This window comes from Glycomyces sp. TRM65418, assembly GCF_019710475.1.
GTDB lineage: Bacteria > Actinomycetota > Actinomycetes > Mycobacteriales > Micromonosporaceae > Glycomyces.
Genome location: NZ_JAJFAX010000005.1, coordinates 39,866 through 65,948 on the forward strand (window position 1 = coordinate 39,866; position 26,083 = coordinate 65,948).

The following is a 26,083-nucleotide window of genomic DNA, read 5'->3' on the forward strand; positions in this document are numbered from 1 at the left end:
GCCGCGCTCACTCCTCGTCCGCGGCGGCGTCCGCCGGGGCGGTCTCGTCCAGCCGGAAAGCCCCGGCGTCCTTGTCGGCCATGGCGTGTCGGCTGATGAGGTCGAGCCAGGCGCGGAAGTTCCCCGCCGATTTCGTCGGGTCGACGTCCTCGGCGGCGAAGCGCTCGCGCAGGAGCTTGTAGCCCTCGGTGGTCTTCGGCCCGAAGTCGCCGTCGATGTCCATGTCGTTCATTCCGGCGAGATCCCTTGCAGCCCATTGGATGATGGTCGTGTCGGTCTGGTAGCTCCAGTTCGCGGCGACCGCTGCGCGGCCGCGGTCGACGTGGATGTGGTTCCAGTGGGAGCCGTCGGGGTCGTGGTGGCAGTGCAGGACGGTCCCGAAATGCTTGCGGCAGACGGCGATCACCGCGAGATAGCGGCGGCGGAAGGTGCGGCTGGTGCTCTTGCCGTGGACGGCCGCGTCCATGTACTGCCCTCGGCCCCATTGGAACTTGCTGAAGTCGACCGCCGCGCCGTAGCGGTGGTAGCCGGGTTTGCAGACCTTCGCGCCCGCGAGGCCCGTCCAGTCGTAGGGCCACGGCTTCCCGTCGGGCGAATAGTGCTTGCCGAGGGCCTTCAGGTCGCGGACGACCTTGCCCGCCTGGGCGTGCGCCTCCTCGTGCATGGTGAAGGACGTCGGGTTCGGGTGGATGCCCAGGCCCTCGCCGTTGAAGGCGGTGCGGTAGCGGGTCTTGTGGCTCCGGTCGTGGAGCCAGTCGCGGGTGATGTCGGGAAGCTCGCAGGTCGCGCTCGCGAATGCCTTGCTGCTGCTGGGGAATGTCATCGGTCCTCCTATCGGGCTCCTCGGACGCGGACGTGGTCGCCGTCGATCTCCAGCCAGAGGCCGCGCCCTCCGGGGACGGCGCGCACTTCGCCGCGGCAGGCGCAGTTCGGATCGGTTTCGAGCGGCGCGCCCGCGGCGGTGAACCGGGTCTCGGCGACCGTGCCGTCCCGGTCGGAGAAGACGCTGACGTGCTCGGCGGTGGCGACGGCGGCCATGGGCCGGCCGGAGCCGGGGACGGTGGCGGCGGGTTGCAGGTCCGGCGTGCCGACGTGGGCGGCGAGGGCGCCGGTGCTGTCGGCGACGGCGGCGAAGAGCCCGTGGTCGGTCTCGGCCAGGACGGTTCCGTAGCCTTCGCCGAGGCCGACGGCGAGCGGCCGTTCCCTCCACGTCCGGCCGGCGTCGACGCTGGTGGCGAGATGGCTGCGGGTGACGCCCGCGAAGTGCGGGTCCGGAGAGCCCTCGATGACGGCGGCGAGGCCGGTGGCACCGAACGGCGTCACGGCGGTGGCGATCCCCGAGCGGATCTCCCGCGGGACCGGGAGGTCGGCGTAGGCCGCGGTGCCGTCCGCGATGCGGAGGAGCGCGGGCCGGGCCCGGTCGGGGCCGCTCTCGACGGCGCCGGTGACCCACAGGACCGGCCCGAGCGCGGCCATCGAATGCGGATGGAAGTCGGCGGGCAGGGCCAGCGGGAGCGGCGGGCCGAGTTCCGCGGGGGCGTCCGGCTCGGCGGGTTCGAGGAGCCGAAGCGTGTAGTCGGATTCGGTGGCGGCGCCCGCGGTGAGGACGAGCAGTTCGCCGTCGCGGCCGGTCCAGCCCGCGGCGGCGGCGCGGATCTGCGGGCCGCCGGACGCGTGGGAGGGACGCTGGGCGGTGAACCCCGCGGTCCCAGCGGCGAGGAGGGCGGCCGCACCGGTGAGGATGGTGCGGCGGGTCAGGCCCAGTGGTTCAGGAATGGCCATATGAGGACTATGACCAACGGTGCCGGGTTCTGCCGCGGAACCGGTGAGATTCATTCCAAAGTGGTATTGCAGGTTTAGGACACGGGAGGCCCGCTCGGCCGGTCCACGTGCTCGGGTGTGTCGCGGCGCCGTCCCGCGAATTCACCATCGTGCGAGGGCGTGACGACCCGGCGACGGGCAGGCCGGTGAGGGCGGCGCCGACCTTCAGTGGCCAGGGGTTTCAGGAGGCAGGGGCGAACCGCGACGGCCCGTCCCGGTTCGCCGGGACGGGCCGTCGCGGTTCGGCGGTCAGCCCTTGGCGACGGTGAGCTTGTCGCCCTGCTCGGTGGTGCCGACCTCGACCGTGTCGCCGTCGACGATCTTGCCTTCCAGGAGCTCCCTGGAGAGCGGGTCACCGATGGAGGACTGGATGAGGCGGCGCAGCGGCCTCGCGCCGTAGACGGGGTCGAAGCCGCGGTCGGCGAGCCAGGACTTCGCGGCGTCGTCCACGTCCAGCTTGAGGCGTCGGGCCTCCATGCGGCGTTCCAGGTGGCGGAGCTGCACGTCCACGATCGACTTCAGGTGGTCGTGCTCCAGCGCGTGGAAGATGACGATGTCGTCCAGGCGGTTGAGGAACTCCGGCTTGAAGTGGTTGCGGATCGCCGCCAGGACCTGGTCGCGTTTGGCCGTCTCCTCCAGCAGCGGGTCCACGAGCGCCTGGGAGCCCAGGTTCGAGGTCATGATCAGGATGACGTTGCGGAAGTCGACCGTGCGGCCCTGGCCGTCGGTCAGGCGGCCGTCGTCCAGCACCTGCAGCAGCGTGTCGAAGACCCTCGGGTGGGCCTTCTCGACCTCGTCGAGCAGGACCACGGAGTACGGGCGGCGGCGCACCGGCTCGGTGAGCTGGCCGCCTTCCTCGTAGCCGACGTACCCGGGCGGCGCGCCGATGAGGCGGGCCGTGGAGTGCTGCTCGGTGTACTCCCCCATGTCGATCCGGACCATCGCCCGGTCGTCGTCGAACATGAACTCGGCGAGGGCCTTGGCCAGCTCGGTCTTGCCGACGCCCGTGGGGCCCGCGAAGATGAACGAGCCGGTCGGCCGGTTCGGGTCGGACAGGCCCGCCCGGGCGCGGCGCAGGGCGTCGGCGACGACCGTGACCGCCTCCATCTGGCCGACGACGCGTTCGCCCAGAACGTCCTCGGCGTGGAGGAGCTTGTGGGTCTCGGACTCCTGGAGCCGGCCCGCCGGGATGCCCGTCCACGCGGCGACGACGTCGGCGATCTCCTCGGCGTCGATCTCTTCCTTGAGCATCGGCTGATGGGTCGGGTCCGTGTCCGCGCTGGCCAGTTCGGTCTCGGCCTGCGTGAGCTGCTGTTCGAGTTCCGGGATGCGGCCGTAGCGCAGTTGCGCGGCCTTCTCGAGGTCGTATTCGCGTTCGGCGCGTTCGGCCTGGGTGCGGAGGTCGTCGAGCTGCTCTTTGAGCTCGGAGACCTTGCCGATGCGGTCCTTCTCGGACTCCCACTGGCGGGAGAGGGCCGCGAGCTTCTCGCGTTCGTCGGCGAGTTCGCGCTGGAGGAAGGCGAGGCGCTCGGCCGAGGCCGGGTCGTCCTTCTCGTTCTGCAGCGCGGTCTCCTCGATCTCGAGGCGGCGCACGGCGCGTTCGATCGTGTCGATCTCCTCGGGGCGGGAGTCGATCTCGATGCGCAGGCGGCTGGCGGCCTCGTCGATCAGGTCGATGGCCTTGTCCGGAAGGCGGCGGTCGGGCAGGTAGCGGGCCGAGAGCTGCGCGGCGGCCACGAGCGCCGAATCGGTGATGCGCACGCCGTGGTGGACCTCGTAGCGCTCCTTGAGGCCGCGGAGGATCGCCACGGTGTCCTCGATGGAGGGCTCGCCGACGTACACCTGCTGGAAGCGGCGTTCGAGGGCGGCGTCCTTCTCGATGTGCTCGCGGTACTCGTTGAGGGTGGTGGCGCCGATCATGTGGAGTTCGCCGCGCGCGAGGGCGGGCTTGAGCATGTTGCCGGCGTCGAGGGAGCCCTCGGACTTGCCGGCGCCGACCATGGTGTGCAGCTCGTCGATGAACGGGATGATCTCGCCGTCGGAGGACTTGATCTCCTCCAGGACGGACTTGAACCGCTCCTCGAACTGGCCGCGGTACTGGGCTCCGGCGATCATGCTGGCGAGGTCGAGGAGCATGACGCGGCGGTCGCGCAGCGACTCGGGGACGTCTCCGGCGACGATGCGCTGGGCGAGGCCCTCGACGATGGCGGTCTTGCCGACGCCGGGCTCGCCGATGAGGACCGGGTTGTTCTTGGTGCGGCGGGACAGGACCTGGATGACGCGGCGGATCTCGGTGTCGCGGCCGATCACGGGGTCCACTTTGCCCGACCGGGCGGTCTCGGTGAGGTCGACGGCGTACTTCTCCAGGGCCTTGTAGCCCTGCTCGGGATCGGCCGAGGAGATCTTGCGGTCGCCGCCGCGCAGGGTCGGGAACGCGCTGATGAGCTTCTTGTCCGTGGCTCCCTGGCCGGTCAGGAAGGCGGCGATCTCGCCGCCGGCCTGGGCGAGCCCGGTGAGGAGGTGCTCGGTGGAGACGTACTCGTCGCCGTAGTCGGTGGCGATCTTGTCCGCGGCGTTGATGGCGCGCAGGGATTCGCGGGCCATGGACGGCTCGGAGACGGAGGGCCCGGAGGCCGACGGGAGCTCGTCGATGCGGCGCTCGGTCTCGGCCGAGACGGTGCCGGGGGTGACGCCGACGAGCTGGAGGAGGCCGGGCGCGGTGGAGCCGTCGACGGTGAGGAGCGCGTCCAGGAGGTGCCAGGGTTCGACGGCGGGGTTGCCGTTCGCCGCCGCGGTGCGGGCGGCCTGGGAGATGACTTCGCGGCTCTTGGTGGTCAAACGGTTGACGTCCATCGACGTGGAGCCTTCCTCTCGTGGCGCCGGTCTGCGGAGCCGGCCCTCGGTGTCGGGTCTGGTGGCGGTCGCGGTCCGGCGCGAACCGGGCCGCTAAGTTGAGTCTAGACGGCTCAAGTTTTTACGTCGAAACTTACCTGTTCGCCGTGAGCGAACCGGCAGGTCTCCGGACAGCGTAAAGCCCCGGGCCCGACGGGCCCGGGGCTTTCCGTGTGCGCTCGTTACTTGCGGGCGCCGGTCACACCGAAGATCGACTTGATCTTCGCGATCAGGCCCGGCTTGGCCTTGCCCTCGGACTTCTCGTCGTTCTCGATCGCGGGCGCCTCGCCCTGGGACGGCACCGCCTTCTCGGGGTCGGCGGCGGTCTCCTCGGGCTCGTCGATCGCCTCGGCGACCGGCTCCGCCTTCGCTTCGGACCGCTGCTCAGGCTCGGCCGCCGGCGTCGGTTCGGGCTCGACAGTGCTCTCCGAGTCGGAACCGGCCGTGCTCTCCGAGTCGGAACCGACGGCGGTTTCGGGCTCGGGGTCCGCGACGGGCTCGGGCTGCTGAGCCTTCACCGTCTCGGGCTCGCCGGGCTCGACCTCGTATTCCTCGGCGACGGCCTCGGTCACTTCCTCGTCCACGACCTCGGCTTCGACCACGGCGGCGGGCGTCTGCGCCGGGGCCTCTTCGAGCTCGGCCTCGACGACCTGGTCCACCTCGTCCTCGGCTCCGGCGACCAGCAACGCCCGGAACTCGGCGACGGAGAGGACCGGCACGCCGGCCTCCTCGGCCTTCTTCACGCGGGCCTCGGTGGGCTTGACGGTGTCGTCGATGACCAAGTGGGTCACGGTCTTGGTGAACTTCGCGGCGAGCGCGACATCAGCGTCGGACTCGGCGATCGCGCGGGCGGTTTCGGCGTCGGGGCCGGTGCCCAGGACGATGATCCGGACCTTATCTCCCGTCTTCGTCGGCACGGGGACCTCCCTTATTCGGTGGTTTGCGGCTGCAGGGGCACTACGGGCTACGCGCCAAGCTCTTGTGGAAAAGCGTACCGGGTGGTCAGGTCGGGCCGAGCCGCCGTAGAGGACTTATTCCCCGAATGCTCTGCGGTTTTGCTGCAGCGCCGCCTCGATGCCCTTCACACGGTCGGCGAGCAGCGTGATCGCACCGACCGCCCTCGACATTGGATCGTCGCTCGAACCGCCGAGGGTCTGCTCCCTGCGGAACGCCTCCTTGACGGCCTCCCAGCGGGCCGCGCGCTCCTCGGTGAGCCGCCCCCGCAGCTCGGCGAGTTTGAGCAGATTCGCCTCCGCGCCGGAGGCGAGCGTCTGCGCCTCGCCCGCGTAGTGGTCGTCGATGACCGCTTCCAGCTCGTCGTCGTTCATCACCGGAACCACCCGTTCGGCGAGCCGGTTCATGTTCCGGTAGGAGCCCTGGAGGAGGAACGGCGGCTCGGTGCGCGAGGCGTCGTCCATGGCGGCCGAGGCGATGTAGGCGAGGTTGTTGGCGAGCACGGTCTTCTGGATGCGCACGAGTTTGCGCAGCACCGACAGGAGCTGATCGAGCTCGCCCGCGCTGTAGGGGTGCTTGAGCGCCTCGGGCGCGGCGGTCGGGTCGCCGGAGGCGAGGCGGATGAGCAGCGCGGTGTCGGCGCGGTCGCGTCCGGCGAGCGGCGCGGTGACCTTGTTGGAGGTGAGCGCGTTCTCGATGTAGGACTGGGCGAACACGGCGTCGCGTCCGGAGAGGACGTCGCCGAGGTTCCACACGTCGGCGCGGTTGGCGAGCATGTCCGGGATGCGGAACTTCTGGCCGGCCTCGGTGTACGGGTTGCCGGCCATGCAGACGGCGAACCGCTTGCCGCGCAGGTCGTAGGTGCGGGTGCGGCCGTTCCAGACGCCCTCCATCTTGCGCTGGGCGTCGCACAGCGAGATGAACTTCTGCAGCAGCTCGGGGTTGGTGTGCTGGATGTCGTCGAGGTAGAGCAGCACGTTGTTGCCGGCCTCGAGCGCGAAGTTGATCTTCTGGACCTCGGCGCGGGCGGTCGCGTTCGGCGCGTCGTCGGGGTCGACGGAGACCGTCTCGTGCCCGAGGGCGGGGCCGTTCACCTTGACCAGGAGCATCCCGAGCCGGTCGGCGACGTACTCCATGAGGGTGGTCTTGCCGTAGCCGGGCGGGGAGATGAGCATGAGCATGCCGGACTGGTCGGTGCGTCGGCCCTCGCCCGAGCCGGCGCCGATCTGCTTGGCGAGGTTGGAGCCGATGAGCGGCAGGTAGACGTCGTCGATGAGCTGGTTGCGGACGAAGCCGGCCATGGTCTTGGGCTTGAACTCCTCGACGCGCAGCGTCCGGCGGTGCGTCTCGATGATCTCGGCGCGGCGGCGCTGGTAGGCGCGGTAGCCGGGCAGGACGGTGCGGCGGAACGCGCCGGTGCGGGCGAGGAACTCGTCGAGGCGCAGCGGGAGCACCCGGCCCTCCACGCGCGGGTGGGTGCCCAGGAGCCCGGTGACCTTGCTGGAGAGCTCCGCGGTGACGTCGTAGGTGTCGACCTCGGCGAGGAGGATCGCGAGGGCCTCGGGGAGGTCGGCCTCGTCGAAGTCCTCGGTCTCGGTCTGGCGCATGAAGGACTCCAGCCAGACCGCTGCCAGTTCCCATTTGGACATCATGTCGTCTTCGAGGGCGCGCAGGTCGGATTCGAAGTCGGCCTTGGCGCCGGGCCCGATCTGGCGCTCGAACGCGGTCAGCAGCGCGCGGGCCCGCTGCGAGACGGCGAAGCCGCCGGTGGGGTCGGCGAGTTCCTCCACCAGGTACTCCCCGGCGAGGTCGGGGTCGACGTCGAGCGGGATGAGCGTGTTGTTCACGTAGTGGCTGACGGCTTCGCCGAGGTCGGCGCCGAGTTCGGCGAGGGCGTCGGCGCGGCCGAAGACGGCGCGGGCGCGCGCGAGCGACCGGGCCTGGGTGCGGATCGCGATCCGCTCCTCCTTCGGGATGCCGTGTCCCCAGTAGAGCTGGGCGGCGGCGCGCTCGGCCGAGCGGTAGCGCAGGAGCCCGGAGGCGGCGTAGAGGCGCAGGGCCTCGGCGAGGATCGCGGCGGCGTCGGCGTCGTGGACGCCGCGCTCGTAGCCTTCGTCGTAGCGTTCGGCGGCGGCGGCGGACACGAACTTCGGCAGGTCCTCGGCCAGCAGCTTCGCGGGGCCGTGCTCGGCCAGGAGCGCCGCGGCGAGGTGCTCGGCGCGGTAGACCTGCGGGTTCTCCGAGGGCAGGAACTGGTGCCAGTACGGCCGGGTGTCGGCGAAGCCGGGGTCGTCGACGACGTGGCGGTAGTCGGTGCCGGTGAGGGAGAACGCGAGGTCCTCGCCCGCGGGCACGAGCGTGAGGTCGAGCGGCTGGGTGTTGACGGGGATGCGGTGCTCGCCGAACTTGACGGCGTCGCCGTCGAACAGGTCGAGCCGGTCGCTCAGGGCCCGCCCGGCCTCGGCGCGGGCGGCGGCGATGCGGCCTTCGATCTCCTCGGCGCGGACGGTGTCGTCCAGGCCGCGGAGCTCGGCGACCACTTTGCGCAGCCGCTCGACCATCGGGTCGGTCGCGAAGTAGGTGTTGACCTCGTCGAGCGAGGACAGCGCGGCGGTGCGGCGGGCGACGGCTTCGAGGATGCGGTCGGCCGACTGGGCGAGCTGCTCGGCGCGGCGGGCGGCCTCGTCGAGCAGGTGCTGCTTGCGGGAGGAGAACGCCTCGTAGACGTCGGTGCGCTTGTCCGCGAGCTGCTGGAGGAACTCGTCGAAGTCGGCGAAGCGGGTCTCGAGGTTCTCGACGGTGAGCAGGAGCCGCCCGAGCTGCTCGTCGCACGCCGCGGGCGTGTCGGCGGCGCTGATCGCGGCCGTGACCGACTGGCCGAGGAGGGCGAACTCGGCGGCGAACTCGGCGCGGCCCTCGCCGACGGCGAGCTCGCGGCGGCGGGCCGCGAGGGTGGCGCGGGCGCGGTTGACGGCGGCGAGCACCTCGGAGACGCGCCCGAGGATGGCGGTGCGCACGACGGCGTCGCCGATCTCCAAGGTGGCGACGACTTCGGTGAGGGTCTCCAGGCCCCGCTGGCGGGCGTCGAGGTCCTCCAGGAGCGGGTCCGACTCGGCGACCGAGGCGATGGCCTCGGCCTTGCGTTCGAGGTCGGCGATCTGCTCGAAGTACGCGGCGAAGGCGTCCCCGCGTTCGAGGAAGGCGACGGCGCGGCGGCCGGTGGCGTCGAGCGACTCGGTGACGTCGGCGGCGAGCGCGTCGATCCCGGCGAGGTCGATGTAGCGGGTCTCGCGGAGCGTCACGAGGTGGCCGCCGGCGCCGCGCAGTTCGGCGAGGAGCCCGACCCAGTCCTCGGCGGACTTGGGGGCCTCGCCGCGGGCGCGGCGCAGGAGCCGCACGGTGTCGGTGCGGGCCTGCTCCAGGGCCTTCGCGGCCTCGGCGGTCAGCTCGGCGACGGTGGCGTACTCGTCGAGGACGGCCTCGGCGGTGTCGCGGACGCGGGCGAGGCTCTCGTCGAGGCCGTGGAGGCCCTCGTCGCCGAGCCACGGGTAGTCGTCGAGGCAGCGGGTGGCGGCGGCGATGAGCGCTTCGAAGACCGCCTGGGCCGGTTCCATCTCGCGGACCAGGCGAGCCACCGAGAGCGCGTCGGAGACGGCGCGGACGGCCTCGGCGTTGCCGATGCGGTGGACGGGGGTGTCGCCGGTCTCGGCCGCGGCGGCGTAGGCCTCGGACACGAACGGGGTCGACCAGATCTGCATGGGGTGGACGCGGGTGGCCTCTTCGCCGGTGAAGCGGAAGGCCGCGAGGGTGCCGTCGTCGAAGAGCGCGTAGCCGTGGACGCTCATGGGCGCGGCCACTTCCTTGCGGATGACGTTGTACGGCAGCAGGAGCGAGCGGCCCTCGGCTTCGTGGTAGAAGACGTAGAGGACGTCTTCGCCGTTGGGGGAGCGGATGACCTTCTTGAAGCGCAGGTCGGCGACGTCGTGGTCGAAGGTCTTGAGTCTGCCTTCGTTGAGGTAGTAGCCGCCGGGGAAGATCAGGCCGTGGTCTTCGGGGAGGCGGCGGCAGGACTGGCCGATGGCGTCGGCGCGGACGATCTTCCCGGTGCGGGAGTTGAAGATCAGGTAGCGGGTGACGGTCTCCTTGTACGGGAGGACCCGCAGGAGGATGAGCGGCCCGATGCGCGCGTAGGCGATCTCGGCGTCGGCGAGGGACTGGAGCGGCTCGGCGACGGGCTCGGCGTACACGCCCTCGCCGGACTCGGTGTTGTCCTCGATCTTGACGGTGAGCTCGCCGTTGAGGCACTCGACGAAGATCTCGTCCTCGATGGACACGTGCGGGTGGCGGCCGGTGACGTGGTGCTCGCGGGTGGTCGGGGTCCACTCGAAGTCGTAGGGCTCGGGCCAGACGGCGTCGGCGTCGCCGCGGGCGTCCATGTAGGTCGCGGTGCCGTCGGGGGCGAGCTGCCAGCGCAGGACGCGCTGGTCGCCGAGCTGCTCGCCGATCTTGAAGACGGCGAGGAGGCGGCCGTCGGTCTCGCGGACCTGGAGGAGCTCGGTGGAGCGGTAGTAGCGGTACATCTCGGTGAAGTCGGCGGTGAAGCGCGGCTCGTCGAGGAGGTGCCCGGGTTCGTCGACCTCGTGGAAGGCGAAGGCGTCACCGTCCCGCCCGAAGTCGTGGAGGGCGAAGACGTCGGCGACGGCCGTGTGCGACTTGAGTCCCATGTGGACGTTGTAACCGAAGAGGAGGCGGTCGCCGACGCGGGCGATGTCGCGGGGCACGCAGTTGTTCGCGGTGCGGATGCGCGTGGTGCCCAGGAGCGTGAGCCCGGTGGAGCCGAAGGCCGCGGTGCGGGCGGCGTTGAGGGCCTCGGCGCGGTCGGCGAGCTCGGCGGCGAAGTCGCCGAGCCGGGACGACAGGACCTCGTAGGTGCCGGCGTCGAGCGACGAGGCGGGGGCGGGCGCGACCCCGGCTGGGGCGGTCTTCTCTTCGGCCATGGGTTCCCCTGGGAGCGTTGGGAGGCGGACGGCGGTGGGACCGCAGACCCGGGCAGGGTCCGCGGTCCCGGGAGCGGTTTACTTGGCGATCTCCAGGGCGGGCCGCTCGGCGACGCCGAGTTCCTTCGCCTTGCCGAGGAGACCGGAGAGCACGTCGTGGTCGCCGCCGCTCTGCATGAGCTTGACGAGCGCGGCCGAGACCGTCAGGTTCTTGACGTCCTCGCTGCCCACGGTCGCGAACGCCGCCTTGAGGTCCTCGGCGAACGACGTGGCGCCGTTGCCCCAGCCCGCGGCGACGGTCTGCGCGACCTCGGAGTGGGCGACGAACCCGTCCACGGCCTTGCCGTAGCCGATCGCGCCGACGACCCGGTCGAAGAACTGGGTGTCGCCGCCGACCAGCGAGATGTCGGCCTTCGACAGGCCCGCGGCGATGACGCTCGCCTGCTGCTCGGCGATCGAGCGACGGGCCTCGATCTCGGCGCCGCGCAGCTCCTTCTCCATCTCCAGGCGCAGGCGGTACTCCTCGTGCCCGCGCGAGGCCTCGGAGAGGGCGTCCATGGCGGCGGCCTTCTCGGTGAGGCCCGCGGACTCGGCGACGAGCTTCTCGCGCAGGGCGTTCGCCTCGGACGTGCCCTTCGCGGCGGTCGCGGTCGCCTCGGCCTTGCCGATGGCGGCCATGGCCTCGGCCTCGGCCAGGCCCTTCGCCTCGGCGGCCTTCGCCTCGGCGAGCCCGCCCTTCTCGATCGCGTCGGCCTCGGCCTCGCGGACCTGGACCTCCGCCAGGCCCGGGGCGGCCGCGATGGCCTGGTCCCCTTCGGCCTGGCGGATCTTGGCGCGCGCTTCGAGCTCGGCGGCCTGCTGGGCCGCTTCGGCCTCGGTGAGCCGCTGGCGGGCGAGGTGCTTGGACGCGGCCTCGGCGGCCTCGGCGGCCTTGATGTCCTTGACCAGGCTCTCCTGGGCCTCGGCTTCGGCGAGGATGATGACGCGCTGGCGTTCGCGCTCGGCCTCCTCGGTGGCGCGCAGGCGCTTGATGCCCTCTTCCTGCTCGGCGACGGTCTTCTCGACGGCGATGCGCTCGCGGACGACGTCGGCGATGTCGCGCTTCTGCGCCTCGAGCTCCTTCTGCGCGGCGATGCGGGCGAGCTCCTCCTCGCGTTCGCGGCCCACGACCTCGAGGATGCGGTCCTTCTCGATCCGCTCGGTCTCCACGGCGATGACGCGCTCGCGGTTCTTCTCGGCGACGGCGATCTCGCGCAGGCGGTTCTCGTGCTGGATGCCGGTGGCCTCTTCGGTCCTGATCCGGGCGGTCTCGCTCTTGAGGCGCTCCTCGGCCTGGACCTTCTGGACCTCGGCGGACTCGCGGGCGCGGAGGGTCTCGATCTCGCGCTGCTGGCGGATCTCGGCCTCGGTCTGGCGGCGCTCGAGTTCGAGCACGGCCTCCCGGGCCTCGACGTCCTGGCGCTTGATCTCCTTCTCCTCGGTGCGGCGGTGCTCGTTCGTGGTCACCGCTTCGATGGCCGTGAGCTGGGTGATCTTGCGGATGCCCTGCGCGTCGAGGATGTTCTTGGGGTCGAGCTGGTCCATCGGGGTCTGCTCGAGGTAGTCGATCGCCGCGTCCTCGAGGGAGTACCCGTTGAGGTCGGTGCCGATGACGTTGAGGATGCGGTCGCGGAACTCGTCGCGGTTGGTGTAGAGGTCGGTGAAGTCGAGCTGCTTGCCGACGGTCTTGAGCGCCTCGGCGAACTTGGCGTTGAACAGCTCCTGCAGCGTGTCCTGGTCGGAGGCGCGCTTGGTGCCGATCGCGCCGGCCACGTTGAGGACGTCGTCCACGGTGGCGTTGACCCGCACGAAGAACGTGATGGAGATGTCGGCGCGGATGTTGTCCTGGCAGATCAGGCCGTCCTTGCCCGCGCGGTTGATCTCGATCGTCTTGACCGAGATGTCCATGTACTCGGCGCGGTGGATGATCGGCAGCACCAGGGCGGAGGTGAAGGAGACCTTCCGGGTGCGCAGCTTCGTGACGACCAGGGCCTGGCCTGGCGCGACCTTCCGATACAGGCGTATGACCATGAGCAGCACGCCGAGGAAGACGAGCGCGCCGACCACGAGGCCGATCAGCGCCGTCGAGTTGGAGGTGTCCATGCGGTGGTTCCTAACGGGACTTCGGGGGGAACGGGACTGGCCGGCGGCGCGGCTCGGCGTCGGACGACGGCGTGGTCGAGTGACGGCGGCGCCGCCGAAGCGGGCGTGCCCACACCCTAACCAAGACCTGCTCACCGCGGGGGACGCGAGGCCCGCGGCGGCACGAATCCGGGAGACCCAAACCGGGAATCCGGTGGGAATCCCGCCCGGACCGGTGTGACGTGAAGGCGCGGTGGCCGCTACGACTCGGCGACCGCGACCTCCGGCGGCATGGCCACCGGCACGACCAGGAACACCCGGTCCGCCTCGTCGTAGTCGAAGACGACGACCTTGGAGTGGCGCGCGAACAGGGCGTCGTCGATGCCGTCGGGCTCGTGCGGGGAGCGGCGCACGTTGATGAGCAGCAGCTGGCCCTCCTCGTCGGTGATCTCCGCCTGCCCCGAGTCGAGCGTCACGGTGCCGGTGCGCACGACGCACACCTTGCCGACCAGGTCGGCGTGCGCGGTGGCCGGGGCGTCCTCGAAGAGCTTCGCGAGCGGGCCGGTGAGCAGCTTCGCCCCGAGCATGCCGACGCCGATCCCGGCGACGAGCACGGCCGTCCCCGAGGCGGCGGGCGGGATGAACAGGTCCGAGCCGCGGATCCAGGAGGCGCCGAGCACGGTCACGATCCAGCCCAACGTGATCCACAGCGAGAGCACGACGGTGAAGGGCACCGCGCCGAACCCGAAGGCCGACCAGAAGCCGCCCCCCGCGTCCAGCTCGGCGTCCCCGCCGACGTCCACGATGTCGACGTCGAGGGCGCCGACGACGACGGTGAGCCAGTACAGGACCACGAGGATGAGGCCGAAGGAGAAGACGACCGGCGGGAAGGATAGGGCAATATCCAGAAAGTCACTCATGGGGCACGGGTCCTTCTTGGCGAATCCGAGGTTCGGCCCGCATGGCGATGCCCGCAGGCGTTGTTCGGTTCTGTCTGCCGCACGCGCGGGAGCTCTGCGCGGGCGGGCGATGGCGTTCGGGCGGCACACGCTCCGGGTCAGCGAGATCGGGCCTGCTTCTAGGGTAATGCACGCGCCCCATCCGGGGAAGACTGCGCAAAGCGGACGCTTCGAGCCCCGCGGCGGGCCCGCGGGCCGAGTGCGGCAGGGCCGCCCCGCGCCCCGCCGCGATATGGTGTGACCGGTCGAACAGCAGCCGCGGCGCACCCGCGCCGCGCGGCCCTCGAACCCGCAAGGAGGTCCGGTGCCCGGTTTCCAGACTGCGCTGGCGAACGCGGCCGCAGGCTGCGACACGGCCGCCGCCCGGCTCGGGCACGCGGCGCAGCGCCTCGGCGACGCCGCACACCGGGCCCCCGTGGACCCCGCGCTCCTCGCCGCCGAACGCCAGATCGCCGAGGCCGCCACCGCGTCCGCCCAGCAGCTGCGCGCCGACCCCGAACTCCTGCCGGCCGGCCGCGTCCTCCTCCACGAAGGACGCACCCTGCCGCTCCTGGTCCCCTTCGGCGAGCGCGGGCACCTCGCGACCTCGCTCGACGCCCGCGTCGAGGGCGTCGCGACGCTGGTGCGGACCGCGATCCTCCACGCCGTCGGCACCCGCGAACCCGGCCGGCTGCGCGTCGTCGGCGTCGACACCGCGACCCTCGGGGCCGCGTTCGCGCCGCTGCGGCCGCTGGCCGACGCCGGCGTGATCGAAGCGGTCGCCACCGACGCGCGCGCCGCCGCCGACGCCGTCGCCATGGCCGAAGCCCATGTGGCCGAGCACATCGCGGGGCGGCGCGGCGACCGGATGCTCTTCGTCGTCGCCTCCCTCGGGGAGGCCCCGCGCACGCTCGTCGAACGCATCGACGCGCTCGCCCGCGGCGGCCTGGCCCACGGCGTGACCGTCCTCGCGTGCGGGCTGCCCGGGCTGCCCCAGGCCGCGGTCATGCACGCCGCCGACGGGCGGGTCGCGATCACGAACCCGCCCGCCGCGCCGTTCGGCCGCGGCGAGCGCCTGGCCGCCCCGGTCGACTGGCCCGAGACCCCCGACCCGTCCTATGTGTCCGGAGAGGCGCAGCGGCTCGCCGAGCGCGCCCGGGCCGCCGCGACGCTCACCTTCGCCGACCTCATCCCCCCGCGGCCCGAGTCGAACGACCCCGCCCGCGGCCTGGAGGTCCTCATCGGACGCGACGCCGCCGGGGAGGTGCGGCTGCGCTTCGACGACGCGACCCCGCACTGGCTCGTCGGCGGGCGCACCGGCGGCGGCAAGACCGTGTTCCTCCTCGACGTCCTCTACGGGCTCGCCTCCCGGTACGCCCCTTCGGACCTGGCGCTGTTCCTCCTCGACTTCAAGGAAGGCGTCTCGTTCACCGAGTTCATCCCGACCGAGCGGGACACCACGTTCATCCCCCACGCGCGCGCCGTCGGCGTCGAGTCCGACCGCGAGTACGGGCTCGCCGTCCTCAAGACGCTGAACGAGGAGATGACGCGCCGCTCCACCGTGATGAAGCGGCACGGCGTGGCCTCGTTCGCGGGCCTGCGCGACCACGAGGCGTATCCGCGGATCGTGTGCGTCGCCGACGAGTTCCAGGTGCTCCTCGCCGGGAACGACCGCGTCGCCTCCGAGGCCGTGGCCCTGCTGGAGAACCTGGCGCGCAAGGGCCGCTCCTACGGCGTGCACCTCGTGCTCGCGTCGCAGACGCTCTCGGGGATCGAGGCGCTGTGGGCGAAGAAGGACTCGATCTTCGGGCAGTTCCCGATGCGCATCGCCCTGCCGGGCGCGCGCACGGTGCTCGAGCCGAACAACGACGCGTCCTCGCGGATCTCGCTCGGGCAGGTCGTGGTCAACACCGAGGGCGGCACCGCCGGAGCCGACCGGGTCGCGCGGTTCCCGAACACCGACCACGACGTCATGCTCCGGCTGCGCGAGCAGCTCAACGCCGTCCACAGCGGCGTCGGCGCGCCGCGCGTGTTCTACGGCTACCGGCCGGTCCACCTGGCCGACACCCTCCCCGGGGAGCGGCGGCCGGGACGGGCGCTGCTGGGCCGGGAGGTCTCGCTGCACCTCAACGCCGTCGGCGTCGACCTCGACCGCCGGCCCGGGCGGCACCTGGCCGTGCTCGGCTCCGACCCCGCGGGCGGCGAGGCCCTGGAGGCGGCCGTGGCGAGCCTCGCCGGGAACGGCGCCCGCGTCTGGGGCGTCGACTTCACCGGGAACGCGATCCTGCGGGACGCCGCCGACCGGATCGCGCCGGACGCGTTCGTCGCACGACTCGCCGAGATCCCCGACGGCACCGTGCTCGCCGCGTGGGGCCTCGACGCGGCGGCCCTGGACCTGAAGGCGCAGAAGACCCTGCGGGACCTGCTGCGCACCGGCCCCGCCCGGGACGTGCACCTGCTCGGCTGGTGGCGGAACTTCCGGCGCTTCACCGACGACATCGGCGGCAGCGCCGGACGCGAGGACGTCGCGTGCGCGCTCGTCCTCAACCTGCCCGGCGGCGAGATCATGGGCCACTTCGGACAGCAGTTCCAGCACTGGCACCCCCGGCCCGGGCGGGCGCTCCTCGTCGACCGGCACGCCGACACCGGCGGCGGCAGGCTCGTCGTCCCGTTCTCCCGGTCCGAGGACCACGGCCCCGGGCACCAGCGCAGTGGTGACAGCGTGATCGAGAGGACCCGCCGGTGACCGCCTTCGACGACTACCTCGCGCAGCTGCGCCGCCTCGACGAGGCCCGCCGCTCCGCCGACGAGGCCGCCGCCCGCTCGGCCACCGCGACCGAGTCGCTCGGCGAACGCGTCCGGCGGCTCGCCGAGCAGGCCGCCGCCCAGCGCGGCGCCGTCGACGAGCTCGCCCGAGCCGCCCGCACCGCGCCGCCGCAGCGACTGCCCGCGCCGCCGCCGCTGAGCGGCGACCCGGTCGCGGACGTCGACGCCGCCGAAGCCGACCTGGAGGCCGCCGCGGTCGAACTCGACGAGGCCCGGTACCTCGCGCACCGCCCGCCGTGGCTCCCCCGGTGGCGCGCCGACGAACGCAACGGGCTCGTCTACGGCCTCTACGCCCTCGCCGCGATCGTCGCCCACCTGGTCCTCATGCGGGTGTGGAGCGGCCTGGACGCGGGCGACTCCGCGGGGACCCAGAGCCCGCTCACCCTCGCCCTGTTCATCGGCCTGGGCCTCCTCGTCCCGTTGCTGGCGTTCGTGATCGGCTGGTTCACCATCGGGGTCGTCACGCGTCCTCCGATCGCCCGCGAGGACACCCGCCTCGAACGGCACTGGCAGATGGGCCTGGTCATCTGCGTCTCCACGCTCCTGGTGCCCCTGTACGGCGTCTTCAGCTGAGCGGCGAGATGAGCGTCGACGGCCACGCCCTTCCACGGTGACGGGGGCCCGAGAGGGAAGCGATCGCCCACTGCTTCGCGGACGCCGCCACGCGACTTACCGGTTCACGGCGGTGCGGTTGCGCCGCCCCGGACCTGCTCGCCGCCGCCGGGGCGCTCGAACGCTAACCGCTGCGGCGCTTCAGGAGATAGACGAGGCCGACCGCCGGGAGCACCAGCGGCACATAGCCGTACCCCGACCCGAAATGGGACCACACCGAAGGCTCGGGGAACCACTGCGGCACCGCGAAGCTCAACCCGCCCACCGCGAGCACCCCGGCCATCTCGATCCCCACCGCCAGCATCGCGAGCCGTCCCGCACCGCGGATGATCGCGACCGCGGCCACCAGGTAGATCACCGCGGCGATCGCGCTCAACGCGAAACTCACCGGCGCGTCGCCGAACTTCGTCGCCACCTGGAACAGGGCCCTCGCCCCGGCCGACACGGCGAAGACCACGTACACCAGGACGATCAGGCGGCCGAAGCCCGCCGCGAGCGAGCGCGGCGCGGCCTCGGCGGATCCGGTCTCAGACATGGATCTGGAGCTCCCAGATCTGGTGCACCCGCAGCAGCAGCGCGGCGACGATGAGGCCCGAGGCCGCCACCGTCCCGATGCCCCAGCGGCTGCGGTCGATCGACCCCCAGAAGCAGGCCGCCACGGGCACCAGGATCGTCGTGACCAGGTACGAGAAGAACAGCGCCTTCCCGCCGCCCGCCTCCCCCGGCACGATCGCGATCGACACCGCGAGCTGCACCAGCAGCAGCGCCTCCAGGACGGCGACGCCGACGAAGTGGCGGCGGCCCACCTGGCGCGAGCGGGCCGTGTCCACGAAGAACCAGGCGCTCATCGCCAGCGCGGCGGCCTGGACGGCGAGGTAGAGCCATTCGATCACGCCTCGACGCTAATACAGGCGCTCCGCGGCGCCTCCGAGGCCGCACCGCGAAGTGGCCGCCGCACCGTCCCGGCGGGCGCCGGTCTCCGGAAGTTCGGCGGCGTCACCCGCCGCGACTAGACTTCCGGGCATGGCTGACCTCACGCATGTCGACGCCGCCGGGGCCGCCCGCATGGTCGACGTCTCCGAGAAGGACGTCTCGCACCGTTCGGCGGTGGCGACCGGGCGGCTCCTGACCACCCCCGACGTGGTCGCGGCCCTGCGCGCGAACTCGCTCGCCAAGGGCGACGCGCTGGCGACCGCCCGGATCGCGGGCATCATGGCGGCGAAGCGGACCCCGGAGCTCGTGCCGCTGTGCCACCCGATCGCCGTCAGCGGCGTGAAAGTGGACTTGACGGTGACCGACCAGGGCGTGGACCTCGCCGCCCGCGTCAAGACCGCCGACCGGACCGGGGTCGAGATGGAGGCCCTGACGGCGGTGTCGGTGGCGGCGCTGACCTTGGTCGACATGGTGAAGGCCGTCGACCCGGCCGCGATGATCACCGACATCAAGGTCGAGGAGAAGCTCGGCGGGAAGGCCGGCACGTGGCGGCGCGAAGCGCCGACCGATACGGCGGACGACGAGGCGCGGCCGGTCCGCGGCAGCGAACGCAGCGAGCGGCTGGCCGGGGCCGAGAGCGACCGCCCGTGACGGCGGTGCGCGCGGTCGTCGTCGTCGCCTCGAACCGGGCGGCCGACGGCGTGTACGAGGACGCCTCGGGGCCGATCCTCGCCCGGGGGCTCGCCTCGCACGGGTTCGACGTGACCGGCCCCGTCGTCGTCCACGACGGCGAGGAGGTCGCGAAGGCGCTGCGCACGGCCGTGGCCGACGGGGCCGACCTCGTGGTCACCTCCGGCGGGACCGGCCTCACGAAGCTGGACCTGACGCCGGAGATGACGTCGCAGGTGATCGACTTCGCGGTGCCGGGCATCGCCGAGGCGATCCGCGCGGCCGGACTCGCGAAGACCCCGCACGCGGCGTTGTCGCGCGGCATCGCCGGGGTCGCGGGCCGGACGCTGATCGTGAACCTGGCCGGGTCCACGGGCGCGGCGAAGGACGGCCTGGCGGTGCTCACCACCGGTCTCGTCGAGCACGCGGTGTCGCAGCTGCACGGCGGCGACCACGCCCGCTCCGACGCGCCGGGCGGGGCCGGAGGCGACCGTGCCGGCGCCACACCGCAGCCGGACCGGACCGAGGCCGCGGCCGTCCGCGCCGATGCGCCGCAGCCCGACCGACCGCCGGCCGCGGACGAGCACCCAGCGCCGGACGGCGCCGCCGACCACGCCGCGTCAGGCGGAGCCGACGCCCCCGGCCGCCATGACACGCACACCGGTTCTCACAGGAGGCCCTGATGCCGAACACGACGCCCGTCCCCTGGGCCGAGGCCCGCGAGACCGCTTGGGCCGCGGGCTACGAGCACCGCGGCCCGGCCACCGAACTGCCGTTCGCCGAGGCCGTCGGGTCGGCGCTCGCCGCGCCGCTCGTGGCCGTCTCCGACCTCCCCGCGTTCCCCACGTCCGCGATCGACGGCTGGGCCGTCGCCGGGCCGGGGCCGTGGCGGATCGGCGGCGAAGTGCTGGCCGGCCAGGTGCCGCAGCCGATGAAGCCCGGCGTCGCGGTCAAGATCGCCACGGGGGCGCAGGTCCCCGAAGGCACCGAGGGCATCATCCGCTTGGAGCACAGCGAGATCGGCGACGACGACCTCGTCGACGGCCCCCCGGCGCGCGAATGGCGCGAGCCCGGCGAGGAGGCCGCGCACGGCGAGGAGCTGCTGCCCTCGGGCGCCCCGGTGACGCCGCCCGTGATCGGCCTCGCCGCCGCCGCCGGGCACGCGACGCTGCCCGCGCACGGACGGCCCGCCGCCCGCGTCGTCGTCTTCGGCGACGAACTCCTCACCTCGGGGGTCTCGCGCGAGGGCCGGGTCCGCGACTCGCTGGGCCCGATGGTCCCCCCCATGCTCACCGCGGCCGGGGCCGCGACCGTGCCGAGCCTCGGGCCGGTCGAGGACACGCTCGACGCGCACGTCGCCGCCCTGCGGGTGGCGCTCGCCGAAGCGGACCTCGTCTGCACCACCGGCGGCACCATGGTCGGCCCGGTCGACCACCTGCACCCCGCGCTCGCCGAGATCGGCGCGGAGTACGTCATCAACACGGTCGCCGTCCGGCCCGGATTCCCGATGCTCCTGGCGCGGACGCCGGACGGCAAGTTCATCGCCGGGCTGCCGGGCAATCCGCAGTCCGCGGTGATCGCGGTCGTCACGCTCGTCGCGCCGCTGCTCGCCGGTCTGCGCGGGCTGCCGCTGCCGCCGCTGCGCACCGCGCACCTCGCCGAGGACGTGCCGGGCCGCGGGAACTTCACCCACCTCGCCTTGATCGACCGGGCCGGGCGCCGCCTCGGCCACCACGGTTCCGCGATGCTGCGGGGCCTGGCGGGCGCCGCCGGCTTCGCCGTCGTCGGTCCCGACACCGAGGCCGCCGCGGGCGCGACGGTCGATCTCGCCACCGTCCCTGGAGTGTGACCACATGATCCGCGCACGAGTCCTCGACGCCCCGCTCGACGTCGCCGAGCACGAAGCGGCCGTGAGCGCGGCCGAGGCCGGGGCGGTGGTCTCGTTCTCGGGCACCGTCCGCAACCACGACCGCGGCCGCGGCGTCCTCAAGCTCTCCTATGAGGGCCATCCGTCGGCCGGCGAGCTCCTGCGGGAGGTCGCCGAGGAGATCGCGGCGCGCCCGGGTGTGCGGGGCGTCGTGGTCTCGCACCGGATCGGCGACCTGGCGATCGGCGACCCCGCGCTGGTCGCGGCGGTCGCGGCGGAGCACCGCAAGGAGGCCTTCGACGCGTGCGCCGACCTCGTCGACGAGGTGAAGGCGCGCCTGCCGATCTGGAAGCACCAGTTCTTCGACGACGGCACCGACGAGTGGGTCAACTGCCCCTGACCACTCCTTCGAGTGAACCCTGGGCCGCGCGCTCAATTTGGCGCCCGTTCCTGTCGGACCCGCCTGCCACGATCGGCCCCAGACTTCCTTCCCCTCTCGGGAGGGTGGGGGCTGGGGACGGCTCAGCGGCCCGCACGTCAAACGGCGTCCGAACCACCCCGGCCGTCGTCGGTCTGCTGCTTGCGGCCCAGGGTCTTCACGAGGACGACGCCGCCGACCACGACGACCAGCAGGCCGAGCAGGATCGCCGCCAGGGCTGCGCCCGTGTTCGACTCCTCCGCGTCGCCCGCGGCGCTCGTCGCCGCGTCCGTGGTCGCCTCCGGCTCGTCCGCCGTCGCCGGATCGGACGCGCCCTCGCTCGCCTCGCCCGTGGGCGCCGCGCCCGGCGCGTACAGCGCCTCGGGGATCGACTCCACGGTGAACCGCACGGCGTCGTCCACGCGGTGGCCGTCCTCCGAGTACAACCGGAACGCCACGGTGTACTCGCCCGGGGTCGTGTACAGCATCGGCTGCGTGAACGTGTCCCCCTCGAACACCGCCGGCTCCACGGGGACGACCTCGCCGGCCGGGTCGGTCACGGCGATCTCGGTCGAGGGCCCGTCGAGGATCTCGGAGAACGTCACCGCGACCTCGGGGGGCGCCGTCGCGAGGGTCGCCCCGTCCTCGGGGTCGGTGCCCACCAGCGCGGCGTGGGCGGACGCCGGCGCCGCGAGTCCGAGCGCCAGAACGGCGCCGCCCGCGGCGGCCAGCGCGAATGCGATCGCACGATGTATGGGAGTTCGAAGCATTTCGCCATAGTGCCACGGAGCGCTTGGTTCCCCATTGGGGGAAACCTCACACCGCCTACCAGGTCACGGGCGTACCGTCACGCACCGTGAACTTCGGTGGCGGAAAAGGCCCGCTTGGCGGAGATAGTACCGCTGACCCTCGTGTTGACGATCGCCGGAAGTTGTGGTGTGCTTACGTCCATGGTTGAACCGATCCGATGGGGAATCCTGGCGACCGGTGGAATCGCATCGACCTTTGTGGAAGATCTTGCCCTCCTCGACGATTGCCGCGTCACCGCTGTGGCCTCTCGATCGGCGGAGCGCGCCGCCGCGTTCGCCAAGAAGTACGACATTCCCCAGGCCTGGGATTCCGTCCAGGCCCTCGCGGCCGACGATGAAGTGGACATCGTCTACGTCGCCACCCCCCACTCCCACCACTACCTGCCCACCATCCAGCTCCTCCAGGCCGGCAAGCACGTCCTGTGCGAGAAGGCCTTCGCCTACAACGCCGCGCAGGCGCGGACCATGTTCGCCGTCGCGCACGAGCACCAGCGGTTCCTCATGGAGGCCATGTGGACCCGCTGCAACCCGGCGATCCGCGAGATGCGCCGGGCCATCAAGGAGGGCATGATCGGCGAGGTCGTGTCCGTGCACGGCAACTTCGCCCTGGCGGGGGACATCCCGCCCACTCACCGCCTGCGGAACCTCGAACTCGCCGGGGGCGCGCTCCTGGACCTCGGCGTCTACCCGATCACGTTGGCGCACCTGGCACTCGGGAAGCCCGAGTCGGTCTCGGCGGCCTCGGTGATGGACACGACGGGCGTCGACGCCCAGACCGCGATCACCCTCCGCTACCCGAACGCGATCGCGCAGCTCTCGTGCTCCTACCGCGGCGGGCCCGGCAACGAGGTCACCATCGCCGGCACCGAGGGCCGCATCGAACTGCGCGACTACGCCTACCGTCCCAGCGGTTACACGCTCGTGCGGTACAACGAGGCGCCCCGGGAGTTCGAGGCGCCGTTCGTCGGCCACGGGTACGTCCACGAGGCGCTCGAAGTGCACCGGGCGCTGCGCCAGGGGCGACTCGAGTCCACGCTCGTGCCGCCCCAGGCCACCGTCGAGGTCATGGAGATCATGGACGAGGTGCGCGCCCAGATCGGGCTGCGCTACCCCGGTGAGACCCACCCCCAGTAGGGCCGTCCTCTACAGCGGCTCGGCCTCGACCGCCCTGCGGGACGGCTCCCGCCCGTCCGCACCGTCCACTTCGCTCCCGCCGAGCGCTTCGCGCTTGGCGAGGAGCGCCGCATGCTTCTCGCGGAGCCACGCCACACGCGCTTCGGCGTTCGCGATCGGGGCCTGCTCGGCCTCTTCGACGAGGACCCCATGGCGCTGGGCCTCGGCGCGGAAGACCTGGTCGAGGCCCGGCAGCAGCGCCATGACCGGGCCGGTGAAGAAGCCGGTCTCGGCCTCCTTGGTGCGGATCCAGCCCTTGTACTCGATCTCGCACACGATCTGCCGCCGCCCGGCCTCGGGGTCGCGGACGGCGAGGTCGGCGACCATCGCCCACAGGGTGAAGATCGCGGACGTGGCCTTCTCCGCGACCCAGCCGCGACCGGGGACGGGCGGCAGCACCGTCTCGATGCTCTCGGTGAAGCCGTCGGTCGAGAGCTTCTGCACGATGCCGTCGAGCGAACGCGTGCGGATCGCCTGCACCTTGTGCCACTTGGCTTGAGCGCCGTCGAAGCCGACCTCTTCGGGTCCGATGTCGATGGTGCCGAAGTTGTCGAGCAGTCCGAGGAGCATCCCGGTGCCGGTGGGGGGCTTGTTCCCGGCGGTGATGAGCTTGGCGAGGCTCCACTGCCAGTGCTCGTCCACGGGCGAGGAGGGCAGCGGCAGGCGACGGAGGAGCTCCTCGACGTCCCTTTCCTTCAAGGCGGACTTGGCGTCGCCGGCGAAGTTCACCGTGGCGTCGCGCTTGTCGATCGCGTAACCGGTAGCGGCGTCCACTTTCGACTTCACGAGGCCGGTCGCCGCGTCGCGCTTCTCGCGGGCGGTCTCGACGCCGACGTCGACGACCAGCTTCCCCGCGTCCTGCGCGCGCTGCTTCATCTGCCCAAGGCGGTCTTTCATTCCCATGCGAGCAAGATACCGCCCCAGGGCCACCGCCCGGTCACCCAGCGATCTGGGCCGTCACGCCCCTTTCAGGCCCTATTGGACCGGGCGTATTCGCGCTGCGATGCGACCGACCGCGGGACGCTCGGCGCCTGCACGACTTGCAGCGGCACGTCGTGGACGAACCGCGGCCCGCGTGCCGTCCACACCGTACGGTGCCTGCTGCGGCCCTCGAGCGCCTTGCTCCCCAACGCTTTCGCGGATCCGCCCGGTTCGGCGCCCCGCAACGCCCGCCCTCTGCTGCTTCGGACTCCTCAGCGGCCCTGTTCGCGGTCGAACCGGTCGCGCATGTGTTCCGGCAGCGAGTCGCGCACGATGCCGCGGACGTCCATCCTGTCGCCGAGGAGGGCCTGGGCCATCTCGGTCATCTTGACGCCGTACTCGGCCTTGGCCTGTTCGATGACGGCGACGATCATCGGTCCGAGGGACTGGCGCATGCGCATCGCGTACTCGTCGATGCCGATCTCGGCGACCTTGCCCTCGGCGTCGAGCCGGACGCGGATGTAGCCGTCCTCGGAGACCACCTCGACCTGGTCGGCGCCCATCTCCTCCGAGAGCCGCTGGTACTTCTCCAGCGTCGCCTCGGCCTCGGCCTGCATCTGCTCGAGCCGGCGGAACATCTCCTCGGGATCGCGGCTGCGGTCGGCCATCGTCACACCTCCGTGTCGGGGTCGATGCGCGGCATGCCGCCGCTGAAGGCGTCGTCGTCGAACGGAAGACCCATGATGCGACTCATCTCCGCGGACAGGTCGGCCTGGACCCGGTGTTCGGCGGCGCGGATGGTCTCCACGATCGCCTCGCCGAGCTCCACGCCGCTCATCGTGAACGCGTTCATGCGCAGGTCCAACACCTTCACGTTGCCCCCGGCGCCCGTGACCACGCGCACCGCGCCGTCCTCGCTCACCGCCTCGCCCTCGGCCTCGGCGGCGAGTCGTTGAATCTCACCGGCCTTGCGCTGCATGTCCGCTGTCGGATCCTGGTCCACGACCCCTCCCTTCGTCCGCCGCGTTCGCCGTTCCGCCGCGGTTTCCTGCATGCTAGCCCGCCACCGCCCGCCCCGGGACCAGCCAGGCCGCCGGCGGAGAACCCGGATCAGCGGGTGCCGTACGGGCGGCGGACGCACGCCGTGCCCGCCGCCCCGTCGTTCAATTCGAGGAACCGCCGTCGGAGGCGCCGCCGCCCGAGTCGGCCCAGTCGTCACCCCCGGAGGTTCCCGAGTAGGTGGTGCCGGTGAGGTCGCGGCTGCGGAAGTCGGAGAGGCGCCAGACGTAGACGCCGATCGGTCCCGCCGCCACGGCCAGGGCCGCCGCCCACGTGTAGCGGGCGGACGGTCCCGCGGCCAGGTACTCGTCGAGCAGCCGCAGGTCGACCCGGAAGGAGTAGGCCGTCCAGAGCGCCAGGACGACCAGGGCGTACCAGACCCACCAGGGCACCACGGTGTCCTCGCCGAACAGACCCCGGTCGGCGCCGGCCAGCGCCGCCGCGGCGTTGACGAGCGCCAGTGCCGCGAGGCCCACGGCGGCGCACAGCGGGACCGCGACGAGGCCCGGCCGCGCGCCCAGCGGGCTGCGGCGCAGGGCCATCGCCGCCAAGCCGGTGAGCAGGGTCCCGAGGAACACGTTGGCCAGCAGGCCTCCGGAGCCGAGATCGAAGGCGACGCCGAGCCACGCCAGCAGGAGCCCTTGCGCGACGGCGTACACCGCCGCCGCCGCCGCGTTCGCGACCGGCCTGAACGTCCCGTAGACGAGCAGCGTCACGACCGCGGCGAACGCCGCGAGGCCGATGAGGTTCGCCTCCCGGCCGGGCCAGTCGGTCGTGTCGGCCGTCAGCTCGGACATGTACCACCAGGCGGCGGCCCCGGCGGCGATCGTGAGGCCGAGGAGGGCGATCGTCCGGTCGAAGACCTGGTCGGCCGCCAAAGCGCCTTCGCCTTCGACGTGCACGGCACCCGGGGCGTGCGGGACGCGAGCGGACCGGGACACCGCACGCTGCGTGGTCACGAGACGGTTGAGGAGACGGTTGCCGCGTGCCATGTGGTCCCGACCTTCGTTCGTGATCCGGTGGCCGCCCAGGGTACGGCAGTTGAACCACCTGCATTTGCACGGGTTGCGTAC

The 26,083-nt window shown here is 72.3% G+C and carries 21 protein-coding genes; 7 read left to right on the plus strand and 14 right to left on the minus strand.

Annotated features, from left to right (window positions below; all coding sequences use genetic code 11):
• Positions 1-7: 7 nt before the first annotated feature.
• The 7 genes from K3N28_RS12500 to K3N28_RS12530 form a co-directional block, all read right to left on the minus strand.
• Positions 8-823, minus strand: coding sequence for a hypothetical protein (locus K3N28_RS12500; protein ID WP_228092863.1), 816 nt, complete (start codon positions 821-823; stop codon positions 8-10).
• An 8-nt stretch (positions 824-831) separates the two neighbouring features.
• A complete protein-coding gene (locus tag K3N28_RS12505; protein ID WP_228092864.1) occupies positions 832-1,782 on the minus strand; it encodes a hypothetical protein in 951 nt (316 codons plus the stop codon).
• 288 nt (positions 1,783-2,070) lie between these two features.
• The gene (gene clpB / locus K3N28_RS12510; protein WP_228092865.1) at positions 2,071-4,674 is read right to left on the minus strand and encodes an ATP-dependent chaperone ClpB; all 2,604 of its coding nucleotides are present in this window, start codon (positions 4,672-4,674) and stop codon (positions 2,071-2,073) included.
• Positions 4,675-4,895: 221 nt separating this feature from the next.
• Positions 4,896-5,630 (minus strand): hypothetical protein, encoded by a 735-nt coding sequence (locus tag K3N28_RS12515; RefSeq protein WP_228092866.1) that lies wholly within the window; start codon positions 5,628-5,630, stop codon positions 4,896-4,898.
• Between the two features lie 114 nt (positions 5,631-5,744).
• A complete protein-coding gene (locus tag K3N28_RS12520) occupies positions 5,745-10,664 on the minus strand; it encodes a DNA repair ATPase (RefSeq protein WP_228092867.1) in 4,920 nt (1,639 codons plus the stop codon).
• A gap of 78 nt (positions 10,665-10,742) precedes the next feature.
• Positions 10,743-12,806, minus strand: a complete 2,064-nt coding sequence (locus tag K3N28_RS12525) for an SPFH domain-containing protein (protein WP_228092868.1) — start codon at positions 12,804-12,806, stop codon at positions 10,743-10,745.
• A 239-nt stretch (positions 12,807-13,045) separates the two neighbouring features.
• Entirely contained in the window at positions 13,046-13,705 is a 660-nt protein-coding gene (locus K3N28_RS12530; protein ID WP_228092869.1) for a YqiJ family protein, read from the minus strand.
• A gap of 343 nt (positions 13,706-14,048) precedes the next feature.
• On the opposite strand from K3N28_RS12530, the gene K3N28_RS12535 reads away from it, so the two are divergent.
• A complete protein-coding gene (locus K3N28_RS12535) occupies positions 14,049-16,469 on the plus strand; it encodes an FtsK/SpoIIIE domain-containing protein (RefSeq protein ID WP_228092870.1) in 2,421 nt (806 codons plus the stop codon).
• Positions 16,466-17,122, plus strand: coding sequence for a hypothetical protein (locus tag K3N28_RS12540; RefSeq protein ID WP_228092871.1), 657 nt, complete (start codon positions 16,466-16,468; stop codon positions 17,120-17,122). Before K3N28_RS12535 ends, K3N28_RS12540 begins: the two co-directional genes overlap by 4 nt.
• Positions 17,123-17,285: 163 nt before the next feature.
• On the opposite strand, the gene K3N28_RS12545 is transcribed toward K3N28_RS12540, so the two are convergent.
• Positions 17,286-17,696, minus strand: coding sequence for a hypothetical protein (locus K3N28_RS12545; RefSeq protein ID WP_228092872.1), 411 nt, complete (start codon positions 17,694-17,696; stop codon positions 17,286-17,288).
• Positions 17,689-18,054 (minus strand): hypothetical protein, encoded by a 366-nt coding sequence (locus tag K3N28_RS12550; RefSeq protein ID WP_228092873.1) that lies wholly within the window; start codon positions 18,052-18,054, stop codon positions 17,689-17,691. The genes K3N28_RS12545 and K3N28_RS12550 overlap by 8 nt, the downstream gene beginning before the upstream one ends.
• A gap of 130 nt (positions 18,055-18,184) precedes the next feature.
• Between K3N28_RS12550 and moaC the strand changes: the two genes are divergently transcribed.
• The 4 genes from moaC to K3N28_RS12570 are packed head-to-tail and all read left to right on the plus strand — an operon-like array spanning position 18,185 to position 21,030.
• A complete protein-coding gene (gene moaC, locus K3N28_RS12555; RefSeq protein ID WP_228092874.1) occupies positions 18,185-18,745 on the plus strand; it encodes a cyclic pyranopterin monophosphate synthase MoaC in 561 nt (186 codons plus the stop codon).
• The gene (locus K3N28_RS12560) at positions 18,742-19,446 is read left to right on the plus strand and encodes a molybdenum cofactor biosynthesis protein B (RefSeq protein WP_228092875.1); all 705 of its coding nucleotides are present in this window, start codon (positions 18,742-18,744) and stop codon (positions 19,444-19,446) included. The genes moaC and K3N28_RS12560 overlap by 4 nt, the downstream gene beginning before the upstream one ends.
• On the plus strand, positions 19,446-20,612 hold the full coding sequence (locus K3N28_RS12565; protein ID WP_228092876.1) for a molybdopterin molybdotransferase MoeA: 1,167 nt from the start codon (positions 19,446-19,448) through the stop codon (positions 20,610-20,612). The genes K3N28_RS12560 and K3N28_RS12565 overlap by 1 nt, the downstream gene beginning before the upstream one ends.
• Positions 20,613-20,616: 4 nt before the next feature.
• The gene (locus K3N28_RS12570) at positions 20,617-21,030 is read left to right on the plus strand and encodes a molybdenum cofactor biosynthesis protein MoaE (RefSeq protein ID WP_228092877.1); all 414 of its coding nucleotides are present in this window, start codon (positions 20,617-20,619) and stop codon (positions 21,028-21,030) included.
• Positions 21,031-21,167: 137 nt separating this feature from the next.
• On the opposite strand, the gene K3N28_RS12575 is transcribed toward K3N28_RS12570, so the two are convergent.
• Positions 21,168-21,818 carry a copper resistance CopC family protein gene (locus K3N28_RS12575; RefSeq protein ID WP_228092878.1) on the minus strand — a complete coding sequence of 217 codons (651 nt, stop codon included), beginning with the start codon at positions 21,816-21,818 and terminating at the stop codon, positions 21,168-21,170.
• Between the two features lie 180 nt (positions 21,819-21,998).
• Here K3N28_RS12575 and K3N28_RS12580 point away from each other — a divergent pair, with 180 nt between their 5' ends.
• Positions 21,999-22,991: a Gfo/Idh/MocA family protein gene (locus K3N28_RS12580; RefSeq protein WP_228092879.1), complete on the plus strand. Its 993-nt coding sequence runs from the start codon at positions 21,999-22,001 to the stop codon at positions 22,989-22,991.
• Positions 22,992-23,000: 9 nt separating this feature from the next.
• Here K3N28_RS12580 and K3N28_RS12585 read toward each other — a convergent pair whose 3' ends face one another.
• From K3N28_RS12585 to K3N28_RS12600, 4 genes are all read right to left on the minus strand, one after another.
• Positions 23,001-23,933, minus strand: a complete 933-nt coding sequence (locus tag K3N28_RS12585) for a hypothetical protein (protein WP_228092880.1) — start codon at positions 23,931-23,933, stop codon at positions 23,001-23,003.
• Positions 23,934-24,223: 290 nt separating this feature from the next.
• On the minus strand, positions 24,224-24,619 hold the full coding sequence (locus K3N28_RS12590; protein ID WP_228092881.1) for a YbaB/EbfC family nucleoid-associated protein: 396 nt from the start codon (positions 24,617-24,619) through the stop codon (positions 24,224-24,226).
• Positions 24,620-24,621: 2 nt separating this feature from the next.
• Complete coding sequence (locus K3N28_RS12595) at positions 24,622-24,954, minus strand: YbaB/EbfC family nucleoid-associated protein (protein ID WP_228092882.1); 333 nt, start codon at positions 24,952-24,954, stop codon at positions 24,622-24,624.
• 160 nt (positions 24,955-25,114) lie between these two features.
• Positions 25,115-26,002 (minus strand): Bax inhibitor-1/YccA family protein, encoded by an 888-nt coding sequence (locus K3N28_RS12600; protein ID WP_228092883.1) that lies wholly within the window; start codon positions 26,000-26,002, stop codon positions 25,115-25,117.
• Between the last annotated feature and the right edge of the window lie 81 nt (positions 26,003-26,083).